Here is a 14,447-nt window from a genome sequence, read left to right on the forward strand (position 1 = left end):
ATGAAAAAAATATTATTTATCGTGGCGATGGGAATCGCCACGATTTCAAACGCACAAATTGCTGATAGTTTACAGCGTAAAGTGGTTTTGCAAGGGTCCCAAAATTTTCGAGATTTGGGAGGTTATAAAACACAAGATGGAAAGCAAGTGAAATGGGGGCAGGTTTATCGTTCTGCTGATATTAGTAAATTGACTGATTCAGATTTACAAAAATTGCAAGATTTGCATGTTTCGCTCGTTTGTGATTTACGCGGTCCAGCTGAAATTAAAGCAAGTCCAGATCGTTTGCCTGCGGGTGCCATGTATTTAAATTTACCTGCGGGGAGCGAATCTTTACCTACCACGGTTAATTACGCGAAAATGAATTCGGATTCTCTAATCCTAGCCATGTATGCTAACACCTCATTTCTAAAAGCAAAATATAAACCCATGTTTGACCAATTGCTTAATTTAGAAGTTGGTAAATCGATGTTATTTCACTGCACAGCAGGTAAGGATCGTACAGGCATTGGCGCAGCATTAGTTTTATCAAGTTTAGGTGTTGACCGAAATACCATAATTGCGGATTACCAAGCAACTAATTACTATTGGAAGGCTACCCAGGAAAAAATGATTTTGATGATGGTTAAGTCAGGGATGAGTGAAGCAAAGGCCAAAGGGATGTTAGGTGCGCCTGCTCTCTATATGGAGACTTTTTTAGCTACTATTGATAAGCAATATGGTTCCATGGATAATTTCTTAAGTCAAGAATTAGGCTTGGATCAAAAAAGCTTACAAAAGCTTCGTAATCGATATTTGAATTAGTTGACAATTTAATTCTGCGGAAGCATTCTTAACAATTCCGTAATATTGAGCTATGTGCTTTCTGTTAATTTTGTTAAATTTCGAATTCCTTAAATAAATTCCTATGTTCGGACTCGATCCAACTCTCCTCTTTTTGTTGTTCTTCTGCTTATTCGCAGCATGTGCTTTTGAATTTGTCAATGGATTTCATGATACAGCTAATGCTGTTGCAACGGTAATTTATACGCATTCGTTGAAACCAACGCAGGCGGTTGTATGGTCTGGCTTCATGAACTTCTTAGGATTATTGACAGGAGGGGTGGGTGTCACCATGAGTATCATTGGTTTGCTACCCACGGAATTGCTCATAGATTCTAATGTCTATCATTCCATGGCGATGGCCTTATCACTTTTGATTTCGGCTATTTTATGGAATTTAGGAACTTGGTATTTGGGAATTCCAGCTTCTAGTTCGCATACCTTGATTGGTTCTATTATTGGAATTGGAGTTGGACACGCGCTTTTACCTGAGAATTCAAATAAAGGAATTTCGGCAATCAACTGGGATAAAGCGATCGAAATTGGACAGGCTTTATTGCTTTCTCCTCTGTTTGGTTTTGCATTGGCGATCATCTTGATGTATATCTTAAAGAAGACCGTTCAGAATAAAGCGATTTTCAAAGAGCCTAAGAAAAATACTCCTCCACCCTTGTGGATTCGTGCTATTTTGGTGACAACCTGTACCCTCGTTTCTTTCTTTCATGGGCGGAATGACGGGCAAAAAGGTATCGGTTTGGTGATGGTTATCTTAATCGCTTTCCTACCTGGATACTTTGCTGTAAATACAAATTTGGACCTGGTGGAAGTGAAAACGAGCTTGATACAAGTGAGACAAATTGTTGCTAAAATTGATACAGTTCCTTTGTCGGAGAAAGAAGTAGAAAGCTATCACAAAGTACTGAAAGCGGGTGATGAATTAGATACGATTTTAGTTGACGGACTTACAACTGCCAAACTATCGGTAGATCAAAAATTCCAAATTCGTAAGGCCGCATTGACAATTAATAAAAATGCTAAAAAGTTAATTGAAAGCGAATCTGTTGCTTTATCTGCAACCGATTTAAATGCTTTAAAAAGAGCGACAGCTGGTAAAAAGGCTCCTTTCTTTAGTTTTGGAGCAAGTTCTTCAAGTGGAATTGCTGGGATTACCGATTTTGCTCCGGCTTGGGTGATGTGGCTAGTTGCACTTTCCTTGGGATTAGGTACCATGGTAGGGTGGAAGCGTATTGTTGTAACGATTGGTGAGAAAATTGGAAAGAATCACTTGACTTATGCACAAGGAGCATCTGCTGAATTAATCGCTTCATTGACCATTGGATTAGCAACTGCTTACAAATGGCCCGTGAGTACGACTCACGTTTTATCTTCCGGTATTGCTGGAACAATGGTTGCCAATCGCGGTATTAAAAATTTACAAGGTGGCACAGTTAAAAATATTGTCATGGCATGGGTATTAACCTTGCCTATTACAATCATTTTATCAGCAACCTTATTCGTTTTATTCCGTTGGATTACGGGATAATTGTTATCGATATTATTTCATTTAAGAGGCCTGAATTCATTTCAGGCCTTTTTTTTGTTTTGCAAGCTAGTCTTAATGTTTCGATTATATTCTCTTAACAATTTCTTAACATAGGATTTGTTTGAGCGACTTACCTTTGTACTCGTTAAAACAACCAATATAAAAAATGTACAATTTTAGCAAGTCGGCAATCGCGCTGATGATGATCATGTTAGCCGTTTTTTCATTCGATGCAAATGCGCAGATCACAACTTCAACCGTAAGTGGTAAAGTGAAAGATGCCAAAGGAGAAGAAATCCCTGGTGCAAACGTCGTTCTAGTGCACACGCCCACAGGAACGCGTTATGGCGTGGCTACACAAATTGATGGAAATTTCGTGTTGGCCAATATGAATCCGGGTGGTCCTTATACCTTAACGGTTTCATTCGTCGGTTATCAAACATTTAAAGCAGAAAACTTGAACTTGACTTTGGGTGCAAATCCGAATGTCAATGTAATCATTTCTGAAGAAACGACTACGTTGACAGAGGTTGTTGTGAAGGCCGACAAAGGCGGTACACGTACAGGTTCTGTGACTACAATCAGTGAAACGGCAATCAAAGCAGTTCCTACTTTGAATCGGAGTTTAACAGACATGACGCGTTTGACGCCACAAGGTAGCTCGAGTAACTCGTTTGCAGGAACCAACTTCCGTTATAATAACGTAACAGTTGACGGAACGATTAACAACGACGCGATTGGTTTTAGCCCATCTTTAGGAGGTCAATCAGGAACTTCAGGTATGCCAGGTTCTAGTACACGTACAAATCCTATCTCTTTGGATGCGATTCAAGATGTTCAAGTATATGTAGCTCCTTACGATGTGAAAATCGGAAACTTTACTGGTGGTTCTATCAATGCGGTGACGCGTACAGGAACAAACCAAGTAAAGGGTTCTGTTTATGGTTACGGTCGTAATGCATTTTTAACTGGCCCAAATAATGCGGGTGATGGCGCTGCGATTCCAAGCGGTTATTCAGATTATCAAACAGGTTTCCGTTTGGGATTACCTTTGATTAAGAACAAATTGTTCTTATTTACCAACGAAGAAATTACGCGTCGCAACGAGCCTTTGTTCTACAAAGCGGGCGATAAAGGTGGTGTTATTGATGAGGCAACTGCGAATCAAATTTCATCTTTCTTGAAATCAAATTACGGATTTGATGCTGGTGCATTTGGCGACTACTCTATCTACTCACAAAGCACGAAGTTTTTCAATCGTTTAGATTGGAATATCTCGGATAAGCATCAATTGTCTATTCGTAACAGCTATGTTAATTCAGAAGCTTCGAATTTAGAGCGTGATGCGGCCAACTTCCGTTTTGGTTCAATGGACTTTAAGCAGCATAATCAAACAAACTCAACTGTTGCGGAATTAAAAAGCCATTTTGGTAGTGCTTCAAACAGTTTGATTTTAGGGTACTCAGACATCCGAGATTACCGTACGCCATCTAGTTCAAACTTTGCTTTTCCTCAAGTGGAAATTGCCGCAAACGGTGGAACAATCTTCTTAGGAAATGAGCGTGAGGCGACCGTGTTTAACATGAAGCAAAAGACTTTTGAATTCACGAATAACATCACGTGGTTCAAAGGAGATCACACATTCTTAGTGGGAACGCATAATGAGCTATACAACATCAACTATGGTTTTGTGAATTCTTGGAATGGTCGTGTGTCTTACAAAAGCGTAGCAGATTTCTTAGCTTCTAATGTGAACCGTGTTCGTGGATCTTACAGCTTCACAAACAACGATCGTGATTACATCTACAACAATCCTTATGCAACTTTTAATGTAGGTTTGTACAGCGTTTACGCACAAGATGAAATTCAAGTGAATGAAAAATTCAAATTGTCTCCAGGTATTCGTTTTGACTTAGCGAGCACAGATGCTCCTAACTTAAGCCCGAAATTGGCAACCACTCCAACGGATGTGAATGCTGGTACGACTTATACAGCAGCAACGCCATTAAACAAAGTAAGTAATTCAATCTTTGGTCAAATCTTATTCTCTCCACGTTTAGGATTCAATTACGATGTGAACGGTGATCGCTCGACGATTGTCCGCGGTGGAACAGGTATTTTCACGGGTCGTATTCCATTTGCTTGGTTGGGTTATGCCTTCTACAATGATGGTGTTGGTTACGGAGCCTTTGACGTGAATAACGTAGCAGGTAAGAACGTAGGTGATGTGTTGAAAGATGGAGCAAAAACGTTTGCTTTCAACAATGGTCAAAAGAGTTTGACGCAAGTAGATGCGATGGCAAATAACTTCAAAATGCCACAGGTTTGGAGAAGTAGTTTAGCTGTTGATAAAACGATCAATGGATACAAGATTACGTTGGAAGGTATTTACACAAAAACCATTTCGGACTTGAAATTCCAAATGGTTAACTTGAAAGATTCTGTGAAGTACTATAGCTACGATACGCAACGTCAAATGCCTATTTACTTGTCGGGCGGCGCAACAGGTCAGAAATTGAATACTTCGTTCTCAAATGCTTACGAATTAGCGAACACGTCTGAAGGTCACCGTTTTAGCTTAACTGCGCAAGTAACGAAGTCGTATGATTTCGGATTTAACTTCATGGCTGCTTATACCTATGGCCAAAGTTATGACTTGACAAATGGTATTCGTAACTCGATGGAATCAAACTGGCAGTTGAATCAGTCTTTGAACCCGAACAATCCTTCATTAGCGTATTCAAACTTTGACATTCGTCACCGTATTATCGGTCAGTTTGGATATACGTTTAACTGGAAGAAAGCTGGAGCAACGACAATTTCAGGTGTGTTCTCCGCACAATCAGGAGCGCCATTCACATGGGGTTTTGTGAACAGTACGATTGCAAATACGCCACAAGCAGCTGGATTAGCTTATGTGTTTAAAGATGCTACCGAAGCAGAACGTTATTTTGTTTCAGATTCTAAATTAGGCTCTGCCGCGACACAAGCACAGGCTTTCATGGATTTTGTGAATGGCGATGAGTATTTGAAAACACGTAAAGGTGATTTCACAGAACGTAACGGTGGTCGTACACCTTGGAATGCAACTGTGGACATGAAAATTTCACATGCAATCAAAGTATCGAATGGTCACGAATTACAATTCTCATTGGATATCATCAATGCAACGAACTTGATTAACAAGGATTGGGGAAGACTTTATTTCTCTCCAAACACATTTAACTCAACAGCTAGTTTAGGTTTATCTCGTGTTAATTCGGGTACAGCTGCTGATCCAACATATAAGTTTGCAGTACCTACGACACCTTACTCAATTGATCAATTGGGTTCAAGATGGCAGATGCAAGCAGGTGCACGCTATACATTCTAGTCGCATCTTGTCTTAAATGAAAAAGCCGAAGGAAAATCCTTCGGCTTTTTTTTGTATTCTACTTCATCTTTTATGTAACTAATTTCCAAGCCTATATTATCAATTAATCTTGGAAATCAAATATTAAATTTTCACCAACTTGTCGATAAACCACCTTCATTGCGTGGGCTGAATGTAGGACTTGCAACAGGTTTACGAATTAAATCGGTCAATTGATAGCCAAAATTAGCCTGCGAAACCCAGTGCTGGTAGGTATCTTGAACCGGTTTGTGGAGTGGTAAATAGTCTTTGAAAATATTCAAATCAAATGAACGAGCTCGAACGCCAGCGCCTGATAATACACCATCATGGGCATTGATCATTTGTTCAATGTGATTGGGTACCGGAACCATCATTACTGGTTTGCCTAGGTACATGGCTTCAGCCACCGACTCAAATCCTGCGGTCGAGATAAGACCTGCGCAATGGGTCATTTTATCTAGGTATTTTTCTGCATCGATTGGATGGAAGGTAAGCGAATCGGAATATTGGTATTCACTTTTGCGCGTAGGGTTATCCCAAAAGCAATCCAATTTAACTTCCGGATTTTGTTTCGACCAAGCCATGATTTCATCAGCGAGTCGGTAATGAGTTAGATAGGCTAACCAGCGTTCTCCCGCTTGTGGTTGGATCGACTTAACCTCTTGACGCAATAGGGGAGGAACAGCAATGATATTCCGTTTGGTATCGTTAGGCAACTCGCGGAAAGATAAGCCCAATAATTTGCGAGAGCCAATGGCCGTAATCCGCGTATTCACATTCAATAAATAGCGATCGAGTGCTTTTTCGGGAATGGATTCAAAATGTTCGCTGAGCAGGAGGTATTGATGGCCTACCGACATGCACGGTATTTTAGAGCCCGATTTTAAATTATATAAACCCGTAATGGATTCATAGAAGTTGACGATTCCATCCGGTTGTAAATCCTCGATGAATTCACCCAATTGCGTGGCACTCTTCCAATAGGTCCCAAATTTGGTGAAAGCCTGCATCGCAGTTTTACCTAATTGTACCGATTTCCCTTTACCATAATTGATCGAAGGACTTTCGTACTGAATGATGGGCGTCTCGCCGATGAAATCAGCAAAAAAGGCAGGAATTTTTCTGCCTTCAAAGGAGCCTACGGCATAGCCGACTACTTCGTGTCCCGCTTCGCGTGCGATTTGGGTTAAGGAAATCGCTTGCGTTAAATGCCCGCGACCTTCTCCTTGGACGGTAAAGATGAATCTGCCCATATTGCTGTTAATTCAGATGTTAAATCAAAACTAGGATAATCGATTAATTGCCATTCACCCGCATGCGTTTCAACCAATGCCGTTAAGGATTCCACCCAATCACCTGAGTTCATGTAGGTAATCCCATCGATTTGCTTGATCTCCGCTTTGTGAATGTGTCCACAAATGATGCCGTCGGCACCTTTAGCTTTCGCTAATTCAGCTAATTTCTCTTCGAAATCGGAAATGAAATTTACGGCTGCCTTAACTTTTTGCTTGATGACTTGTGATAAGGAATAATAGGGTTTTCCTTGCCAAGAACGGTATTGATTATACCACTTATTCAACCACAATAAAAAAGTGTAACCGATGTCGCCTAAATAGGCTAGCCACTTCATTTGGCTTGTAATGCTATCGAAGATGTCGCCGTGGGTGATGAAATATTTTTTGCCGTGAGAGGCCAACATATAATCTTGACGAATGGAGAATTGCTTTCCAATTTTTAAAGGCAAGATTTGATCCAAGAAATCATCGTGGTTTCCGCGCAAGTAGATGACCTCTGTATCGAAGCGGTCCATCATTTTTAATACGGCGCGGAAAAAACCAGTATGCTTCTTTTTCCATGAACCTCCTTTTTTTAATTGCCATCCGTCGATGATGTCTCCGTTGAGAATCAACTGGTGGCAGGAATTTGACTTCAGAAATTCGTTGACTTCTTTTGCTTTTGCTCCCTTACTCCCTAGGTGTAAGTCGGAGATGACGATTGTCTTGTAGGTTGGCCGCATGGCTTGTATTTTCGTTTACCAAAAGTACAAGCTCCCCATTCTCTGTATGTTAAGTAAAAATTAGGAAATCGTTAATTCATATGAGCTTGTTCCTATTTAAGGAATAGGGAACATTTTAGGGGATCTTTTTCCCTATTCTTCAATCAGATTCGGGTAGTTTTGAATTCAATCAAAACAAGTATGTATGAAAAAAATATCGATTCTATTATTCGTTCTTATTAGCCTAGGCGCTCAAGCACAAAGTAGCAAGGAATGCAAAGAATTACTCGATGCAGAAAATCACATGTCGGCAAACGTCAAAATGTATACAGAGACCTGGGATAAAATTCTTAATCACCGCGATATTGATGCGATTAACGAAATAAATTTCGCTAAGGATGTTGTCTTATTGAATCAAAAAGAGGGAATTCGCGCGACGGGTATTGAGGGATTTAAAAATGCGTTTAATTACTATTTGATTACATTTTCCGACATCAAATTCACGTTCATTGATGTTTGGGGTCACGGAGACAAATTAGTGAAACACTGGAATTTTAAAGGCAAACACATCAAGACAGGTAATATGATGAACTTGTCTGGCGTGACGCTTGTAAAAATGAAAGATGGTAAAATTATCGAAGAACAGGATTTCGATGATAACCTATGGTATAATCAACAGTTAGGTCAGTATTTGGTGAAATAATTTTCCTTCGCCTTAAGCTTTGGCAATCCTTAAAGGTTTGCCAAAGCTAACGCTGGCTGGAGAAAAAAATTATATCAATTAACTGATATTCAAATCAGCATTCCCTTCCAAACTAAATCGGGATCTACGTTGTACAATGTTGAAAAGTGGTGGGCATCTCCCCCCGTCAAAACCACCTGGAGATTCGGCATTTGTTTTTTGGCTTGCTGAATAAATCCCTGCATTTCAAATTCAACACCCGCCATCACACCGGCGATAAGATTGCTTTGCGTATCGTGTCCAAAAAATGGATAAGGATGTTGGGGGGCCACCTGCGGTAAATGAGCCGTATGCGCGTGCATTCCAGCAGCACGCATGTGCAATCCGGGACTGATGGCTCCGCCTACAAATTCATTTGCTTCATTTACGAGATTGTAGGTGATACAGGTTCCCAAGCAAATACTTAAATGGCTAGGTCCCGCGCCCAAAGCAATCAGTTTCCGGTCTTCTCCTAAGCTGCTAACATCGTAGCCATTTCCACGCATGATTGTTTGATTGGGAATTAGTTTTGGCGAAATCAATGCGTGAATCGCTGGGGGTATGTCAATGACCGAACTTAAGTGAATAGATTCAAGCTCCGCAAAATGAGGAATTTCGCACAGGTTTTTCTCTGTTAATGTGGGAATAAATCCCTCGGTAACTTTCGAATCACCCGCATAAACCGCATATTTTAAGCGGGAATTCCCAAAATCCAATAACAATTTCATCTCATTCAAATTTATATTCGGTAATTTTGCTTCTCACAATTTCCGCCTTTTTATGTATCAAATACAAATATTAAAATCCAAAGTTCACCGGGCAACAGTCACAGAAGCCAACATCGATTACGTGGGGAGTCTCACCATGGATGCAGATTTAATGGAGGCTGCCAACATGCTTGAACACGAAAAAATTCAAGTGGTTAATGTCAACAATGGAGAACGCATTGAAACCTACTTAATCAAAGGAGAACGGGGTTCAGGCATTATCTGTCTAAATGGCCCAGCTGCTCGGAAAGCGGTCGTAGGCGACATCGTCATTATCATTTCTTATGCTTTGATGGATTTTGAACTAGCCAAAACCTTCAAACCAACTGTAGTTTTTCCAAATGCAGCGAACCGATTAGTCTAATACGATTCCTCCGCATTAGGGAAATCTTGACTTTTCACATCCGCAACATAGGCTTTGACAGCCTGCGGAATTAATTCCCCTAAGTTTAAATAGCGACGTAAAAATCGCGGTTTAAATTCTGTATTGATTCCAAGCATGTCGTGCATCACCAATACCTGACCATCGCAAGCGTTTCCCGCGCCTATTCCGATGGTCGGGATGTTGAGTGTCTCCGTCACTTGTTTAGCAAGTCCGGCAGGAATTTTTTCCATTACTAAGCCAAAACATCCCGCTGCTTGTAGAAGTTGAGCTTCTTCCAAAAGCTTTTGGGCTTCATCTTCTTCCTTCGCACGAACAGCATAAGAGCCAAACTGGTAAATACTTTGTGGGGTTAAGCCTAAATGTCCCATGACAGGAATTCCGGCGCCCACAATCTTTTTAATGCTTTCGACTACTTCTAATCCCCCTTCTAACTTGATCGCATGTGCACCCGTTTCTTTCATGATGCGGATGGCTGACGACAAGGCGATTTCGGAATTTGATTGGTAAGAACCAAAAGGAAGGTCCACAATCACAAGTGCGCGTTTCGTTCCCCGAACGACACATTGGGCATGGTAAATCATTTGGTCCAGTGTAATCGGCAAGGTCGTTTCGTGTCCTGCCATGACGTTGCTAGCACTATCGCCTACCAACAGACAGTCTACGCCCGCTGCATCCAATAACAAGGCCATCGAATAATCATAGCAGGTGAGCATCGAAATGCGTTCAGCCTGCTGCTTCATCAGAAGCAAACTGTGTGTGGTAATTTTTTTGAATTCTTTCAAATAGCTCATGGCATATAGTGGTTATCGATCAGTCGGACGCCTCCAATAAAAGCGGCGACTAATAGTTGACAGGGACGTTCTCCCCAAGGTTTATTTTCTAACGTGTTCGGGTCGCAACATGCAATGTAGTCGACGGAATCAAATCCGTTTGCCAACAATGCTGCCTCAAATTCCGCCGCGGAGGCACTCTGAAAGCCTCGATAGATTGATAAGGCTTGCGTTTTTTGTTCGGCGCTTAGTCGGGTATTCCGACTGCTCATCGCTAATCCATTGGCTTCGCGAACGGTAGGGCAGGCGATTAATTTAACTTGAGATTGCGTGATTTCGAGCATTTTTCGAACGACAGCAATTTGTTGGAAATCCTTTTGCCCCATGAACAAATAATCAGGTTTTACCGCTTGAAGGAGTCGGTCTACGACTACGCAAACTCCCTGGAAATGACCTGGTCGGTGAGCTCCCTCGAGCAATTCCTCTAATCGGCCAAGCGGGTAATGCGGTAAATCCGTCATGCCTGAAGGATATAAGTCGGCAACTTCCGGCGTATACACCACATCGCAACCCATTTCGCTTAGCAGCAGCAAATCATTCGCTAAGGTTTTTGGGTATTTTTCAAAATCGCTTGGATCATTGAATTGCGTGGGATTGACAAAAATACTACAAACAACTAGATCACATTGTGCTTGCGCGGCTTTAATCAATGCGAGGTGTCCTGCATGCAAAGCACCCATGGTGGGGACAAAACCGATGCTGCCTCCGGTGTTTTGGAGGTATAATTTAAGTGAATCTTGTGTTTGGAATTGTTTCATTGACTAAAATATCAGGCAATATTACCTATTTTTGGGCTTATGTTACAGGGGAAACGAATAATTCTAGGCATTACAGGCAGCATAGCCGCCTATAAATGTATTATGTTGGTTCGATTATTGACAAAACAGGGAGCTGAAGTTCGAGTAGTCATGTCGAAAGCTGCACAAGATTTTGTTTCACCCTTGGTGTTAAGCACTTTTTCGGGCCATCCGGTTTGGATGGAATTTCACGAGAATAACGTTTGGAATAACCATGTAGAATTGGGTCTTTGGGGAGATGTTATGTTGATTGCCCCAGCCACTTGCCATACACTTGGAAAGATGGCGAATGGCCTGTGCGATAATTTGGTATTAGCTACTTTTCTCTCAGCTCGTTGCCCGGTGGTAGTTGCGCCCGCGATGGACGAGGATATGTTTTTACATCCAGCCACACAGGCTTCTATGGCTATGTTGCGTTCTCGGGGAACCCTCGTTTTGGATGTGAATACAGGTTCATTGGCTTCAGGTTTACATGGGCCTGGTCGAATGGCTGAGCCGGAAGAAATGATTCAAGCGCTATGTTCACAAGTTTTTAGAAAGCAAGATTTTGCAGGGAAAAAGGTTTTAATTTCGGCAGGTCCCACGCAAGAGTCGATTGATCCTGTCCGATTTATCTCGAATCATTCGTCGGGGAAAATGGGAATCGCCATTGCCGAAGCGATGTATTTGTTAGGAGCAGATGTGACGCTGGTAGCAGGACCGATGCATGTCACAGTGCAATATGCAGGCATTCGAGTTATACCTGTTCGAACAGCGGCGGAAATGGAAACCGTTTGTTTATCGGAATTCCCATCCGCGGATATTGGCATCATGGCTGCAGCGGTAGCTGATTATCGGCCAGTACAGATTGCAGATGAAAAAATTAAGAAACAGGCGGAGAGCTGGTCAATAAGCCTAGCGAAAACGTCGGATATTTTAGCCCAAATGGGGGAAATGAAACACCCTGACCAGGTTTTGGTGGGCTTTGCATTAGAAACGGAAAATGAGGAGGTGAATGCACAGGCCAAATTAATCCGCAAAAAACTGGATTACATTGTATTGAATTCTTTGAGAGACCCTGGCGCTGGATTTGGAACGGATACGAACCAAGTAACGATTATGCGGGCAGATGGGGCGCAAATGAAATTGACTTTGGCGAGTAAAAATGACATCGCCCTTAAGCTTTGCCAATCCTTAAAGGTTTGGCAAAGCTAACGAAGGGGGATAAAAAAAATTATATCAATTAATCGATATTCGCAGTTTCAAGTTTTGGAGCCAAGGAATAAATAATCCCCCAAGCCAATACATAGGCACTACCACAAAGTAAGAAGATGATGTTATAACCATCATTGATGTCTCCTGCCATTTTATATTTGTCCAACAAGAATCCCACGATCATGGGGAAGAAAATACCGCCCACAGAACCAGCCATTCCTCCGATTCCGATTACAGAACTCACCGCTTTCTTCGGGAACATATCCGTAGCAATCGAATAAATATTCGCGCTCCATGCTTGATGCGCTGCCGCCGCAAGGGAAATCAATGCAACCGCTTGCCAGATGTTATCGCAATAACGCGCCATCATAATCGGAACAACCGCCAAGGCAAAACCCAACATCGAGAATTTACGTGCTTTAAACGAAGGCCATCCCTTATTAATTAACCAGCCGGATAACCAACCGCCTCCAATACTTCCGATGGTCGTGGCTGTGTATACGATAATCAATTCCATGCTTGGTTTTTTCAAGTCTAAATGGAAACGCTCATTGAAATACGATGGCAACCAGAATAAGAAAAACCACCAAATGGGATCTGTCAACATCTTGCCAAATAAAAACGCATAGGTTTGTTTAAATCCGAATAAACGAGCCCATTTAACGGGTTCTTGATTTTCGTCTTTCTCCTCCTTGTCGGCATGGATGTAGTCAAATTCCTCTTTGGATAACATCTTATGCTTCGATGGCACTTCGTAATAGAACCACCAGAAAATCAACCAAACGAATCCAATGGCTCCCGTGACAATAAAGGCCATTTCCCAGCCGTAAACACCCAAAATCCATGGCACTAAAATCGGTGCCGCAACGGCTCCAATATTTGCGCCTGAATTAAATATTCCCGTTGCTAATGCACGCTCATTTTTCGGAAACCATTCCGCTGTTGTCTTAATCGCAGCAGGGAAATTGCCCGCTTCACCTAATCCTAAAAGTCCACGCATAAACGCAAAACTCAAGGTTCCTGTCGCCAATGCATGCAACATCGCCGCAATACTCCAAACAATGATTGATATGGTATAGCCTAATTTTGTTCCGATGCGATCGATGATTCCTCCGAATCCCAATAAACTGATCGCGTAAGCCGCTTGGAAGGTGATGACGATGTTGGAATAATCGGTCTCCGACCAATTAAACTGGTCTTCCAAAACCGGTTTTAAAAGACCAATCACCTGGCGATCCAAGTAATTAATCGTCGTAGCGAAAAAGAGCAAGGCACAAATTCGCCAGCGATACGTTCCTATTTTATTCATGGTTTAGAGGGGTTTGTTCGGGTTATTTTAGACCCTTATAAATGTGTATTAAATCACTAATTGTATTCGAAATACTTTGGTAATCTTGCTTAGCAATTAAGGCAGGTGGGAATAATTGAGACCCCATACCTACCGCGGATGCTCCTGCATCAAACCAGGACTTCATGCTTTCGTGTGTCGGCTCTACTCCACCCGTTACCATGATTTTGCTATGCGGCATCGGTCCTTTGATTGCTTTTACAAAGCCCGGTCCTACGACATTACCGGGGAATATTTTAACGATTTTTGCTCCCAAAACTTCCGCATTGCGAATCTCCGTTAAGGTCATCGTGCCTGGCATCCATGGAATATCATGTTTCGCGCAAATCTCTCCCACCTCGGGTGTCGTAAAGGGTTGTAACATAAAATCAGCTCCCATTTGGATGAATTCATACGCTTGTTTGGCATCATAAATCGTACCGATACCTAATACCAAATCTGGACACTCCTTCTCACAGAAGTCGATTAGTTTGGCAAAAATGGCTGGCGCTTCCGCACCTCGATTCGTGAATTCGAACACGCGAATGCCTCCATCGTAACAAGCTTTTAATACCGACTGGGCCACACCCAAATCAGCATTGAAAAACAAAGGAACAATGGGAGTTTCGGAAATGCGTTGGTAAACAACAGTTGAGCTATTTCTTGCCATG

13 protein-coding genes are annotated in these 14,447 nt (G+C 41.9%); 6 read left to right on the top strand and 7 right to left on the bottom strand.

Annotation, left to right across the window (positions count from 1 at the left end):
• The 3 genes from SKC38_RS12280 to SKC38_RS12290 all read left to right on the top strand — a co-directional run bounded on the left by SKC38_RS12280 (position 1) and on the right by SKC38_RS12290 (position 5,738).
• Positions 1-804 carry a tyrosine-protein phosphatase gene (locus tag SKC38_RS12280; protein ID WP_377977442.1) on the top strand — a complete coding sequence of 268 codons (804 nt, stop codon included), beginning with the start codon at positions 1-3 and terminating at the stop codon, positions 802-804.
• Between the two features lie 103 nt (positions 805-907).
• Positions 908-2,365: an inorganic phosphate transporter gene (locus tag SKC38_RS12285; protein ID WP_377977443.1), complete on the top strand. Its 1,458-nt coding sequence runs from the start codon at positions 908-910 to the stop codon at positions 2,363-2,365.
• A gap of 166 nt (positions 2,366-2,531) precedes the next feature.
• A complete protein-coding gene (locus SKC38_RS12290) occupies positions 2,532-5,738 on the top strand; it encodes a TonB-dependent receptor (RefSeq protein WP_377977444.1) in 3,207 nt (1,068 codons plus the stop codon).
• 131 nt (positions 5,739-5,869) lie between these two features.
• Here SKC38_RS12290 and SKC38_RS12295 read toward each other — a convergent pair whose 3' ends face one another.
• Together SKC38_RS12295 and SKC38_RS12300 are read right to left on the bottom strand one after the other, a co-directional pair.
• Complete coding sequence (locus SKC38_RS12295) at positions 5,870-7,012, bottom strand: glycosyltransferase family protein (protein WP_377977445.1); 1,143 nt, start codon at positions 7,010-7,012, stop codon at positions 5,870-5,872.
• A complete protein-coding gene (locus SKC38_RS12300) occupies positions 6,964-7,776 on the bottom strand; it encodes a UDP-2,3-diacylglucosamine diphosphatase (protein WP_377977446.1) in 813 nt (270 codons plus the stop codon). The genes SKC38_RS12295 and SKC38_RS12300 overlap by 49 nt, the downstream gene beginning before the upstream one ends.
• A gap of 184 nt (positions 7,777-7,960) precedes the next feature.
• On the opposite strand from SKC38_RS12300, the gene SKC38_RS12305 reads away from it, so the two are divergent.
• Positions 7,961-8,458, top strand: a complete 498-nt coding sequence (locus SKC38_RS12305; protein WP_377977447.1) for an ester cyclase — start codon at positions 7,961-7,963, stop codon at positions 8,456-8,458.
• Between the two features lie 89 nt (positions 8,459-8,547).
• Here SKC38_RS12305 and SKC38_RS12310 read toward each other — a convergent pair whose 3' ends face one another.
• Complete coding sequence (locus SKC38_RS12310; RefSeq protein WP_377977448.1) at positions 8,548-9,204, bottom strand: type III pantothenate kinase; 657 nt, start codon at positions 9,202-9,204, stop codon at positions 8,548-8,550.
• Positions 9,205-9,256: 52 nt separating this feature from the next.
• On the opposite strand from SKC38_RS12310, the gene panD reads away from it, so the two are divergent.
• Positions 9,257-9,607, top strand: a complete 351-nt coding sequence (gene panD, locus SKC38_RS12315; RefSeq protein ID WP_315574257.1) for an aspartate 1-decarboxylase — start codon at positions 9,257-9,259, stop codon at positions 9,605-9,607.
• Here panD and panB read toward each other — a convergent pair.
• Complete coding sequence (panB, locus tag SKC38_RS12320; RefSeq protein ID WP_377977449.1) at positions 9,604-10,419, bottom strand: 3-methyl-2-oxobutanoate hydroxymethyltransferase; 816 nt, start codon at positions 10,417-10,419, stop codon at positions 9,604-9,606. The genes panD and panB overlap by 4 nt on opposite strands.
• Complete coding sequence (gene panC, locus SKC38_RS12325) at positions 10,416-11,216, bottom strand: pantoate--beta-alanine ligase (protein WP_377977450.1); 801 nt, start codon at positions 11,214-11,216, stop codon at positions 10,416-10,418. The genes panB and panC overlap by 4 nt, the downstream gene beginning before the upstream one ends.
• A gap of 39 nt (positions 11,217-11,255) precedes the next feature.
• On the opposite strand from panC, the gene coaBC reads away from it, so the two are divergent.
• Positions 11,256-12,449, top strand: a complete 1,194-nt coding sequence (gene coaBC, locus SKC38_RS12330; protein WP_377977451.1) for a bifunctional phosphopantothenoylcysteine decarboxylase/phosphopantothenate--cysteine ligase CoaBC — start codon at positions 11,256-11,258, stop codon at positions 12,447-12,449.
• 28 nt (positions 12,450-12,477) lie between these two features.
• On the opposite strand, the gene SKC38_RS12335 is transcribed toward coaBC, so the two are convergent.
• Together SKC38_RS12335 and SKC38_RS12340 are read right to left on the bottom strand one after the other, a co-directional pair.
• A complete protein-coding gene (locus tag SKC38_RS12335; RefSeq protein ID WP_377977452.1) occupies positions 12,478-13,758 on the bottom strand; it encodes an MFS transporter in 1,281 nt (426 codons plus the stop codon).
• A 22-nt stretch (positions 13,759-13,780) separates the two neighbouring features.
• Positions 13,781-14,446 (bottom strand): bifunctional 4-hydroxy-2-oxoglutarate aldolase/2-dehydro-3-deoxy-phosphogluconate aldolase, encoded by a 666-nt coding sequence (locus SKC38_RS12340; RefSeq protein WP_377977453.1) that lies wholly within the window; start codon positions 14,444-14,446, stop codon positions 13,781-13,783.
• Position 14,447: the final 1 nt, after the last annotated feature.

Origin of the sequence: Aquirufa echingensis, from assembly GCF_042714525.1 — a bacterium.
Taxonomy (GTDB): domain Bacteria; phylum Bacteroidota; class Bacteroidia; order Cytophagales; family Spirosomataceae; genus Aquirufa; species Aquirufa echingensis.

Bases quoted from the DNA above. Each gene is read 5' to 3' on its own strand.
- SKC38_RS12300 (WP_377977446.1), bottom strand. From the start codon at position 7,776: ATGCGGCCAACCTACAAGACAATCGTCATCTCCGACTTACACCTAGGG.
- SKC38_RS12335 (WP_377977452.1), bottom strand. From the start codon at position 13,758: ATGAATAAAATAGGAACGTATCGCTGGCGAATTTGTGCCTTGCTCTTT.
- panB (WP_377977449.1), bottom strand. From the start codon at position 10,419: ATGAGCTATTTGAAAGAATTCAAAAAAATTACCACACACAGTTTGCTT.
- SKC38_RS12280 (WP_377977442.1), top strand. From the start codon at position 1: ATGAAAAAAATATTATTTATCGTGGCGATGGGAATCGCCACGATTTCA.
- panC (WP_377977450.1), bottom strand. From the start codon at position 11,216: ATGAAACAATTCCAAACACAAGATTCACTTAAATTATACCTCCAAAAC.
- SKC38_RS12295 (WP_377977445.1), bottom strand. From the start codon at position 7,012: ATGGGCAGATTCATCTTTACCGTCCAAGGAGAAGGTCGCGGGCATTTA.
- panD (WP_315574257.1), top strand. From the start codon at position 9,257: ATGTATCAAATACAAATATTAAAATCCAAAGTTCACCGGGCAACAGTC.
- SKC38_RS12310 (WP_377977448.1), bottom strand. From the start codon at position 9,204: ATGAAATTGTTATTGGATTTTGGGAATTCCCGCTTAAAATATGCGGTT.
- SKC38_RS12285 (WP_377977443.1), top strand. From the start codon at position 908: ATGTTCGGACTCGATCCAACTCTCCTCTTTTTGTTGTTCTTCTGCTTA.
- SKC38_RS12305 (WP_377977447.1), top strand. From the start codon at position 7,961: ATGAAAAAAATATCGATTCTATTATTCGTTCTTATTAGCCTAGGCGCT.
- SKC38_RS12340 (WP_377977453.1), bottom strand. From the start codon at position 14,446: ATGGCAAGAAATAGCTCAACTGTTGTTTACCAACGCATTTCCGAAACT.
- coaBC (WP_377977451.1), top strand. From the start codon at position 11,256: ATGTTACAGGGGAAACGAATAATTCTAGGCATTACAGGCAGCATAGCC.
- SKC38_RS12290 (WP_377977444.1), top strand. From the start codon at position 2,532: ATGTACAATTTTAGCAAGTCGGCAATCGCGCTGATGATGATCATGTTA.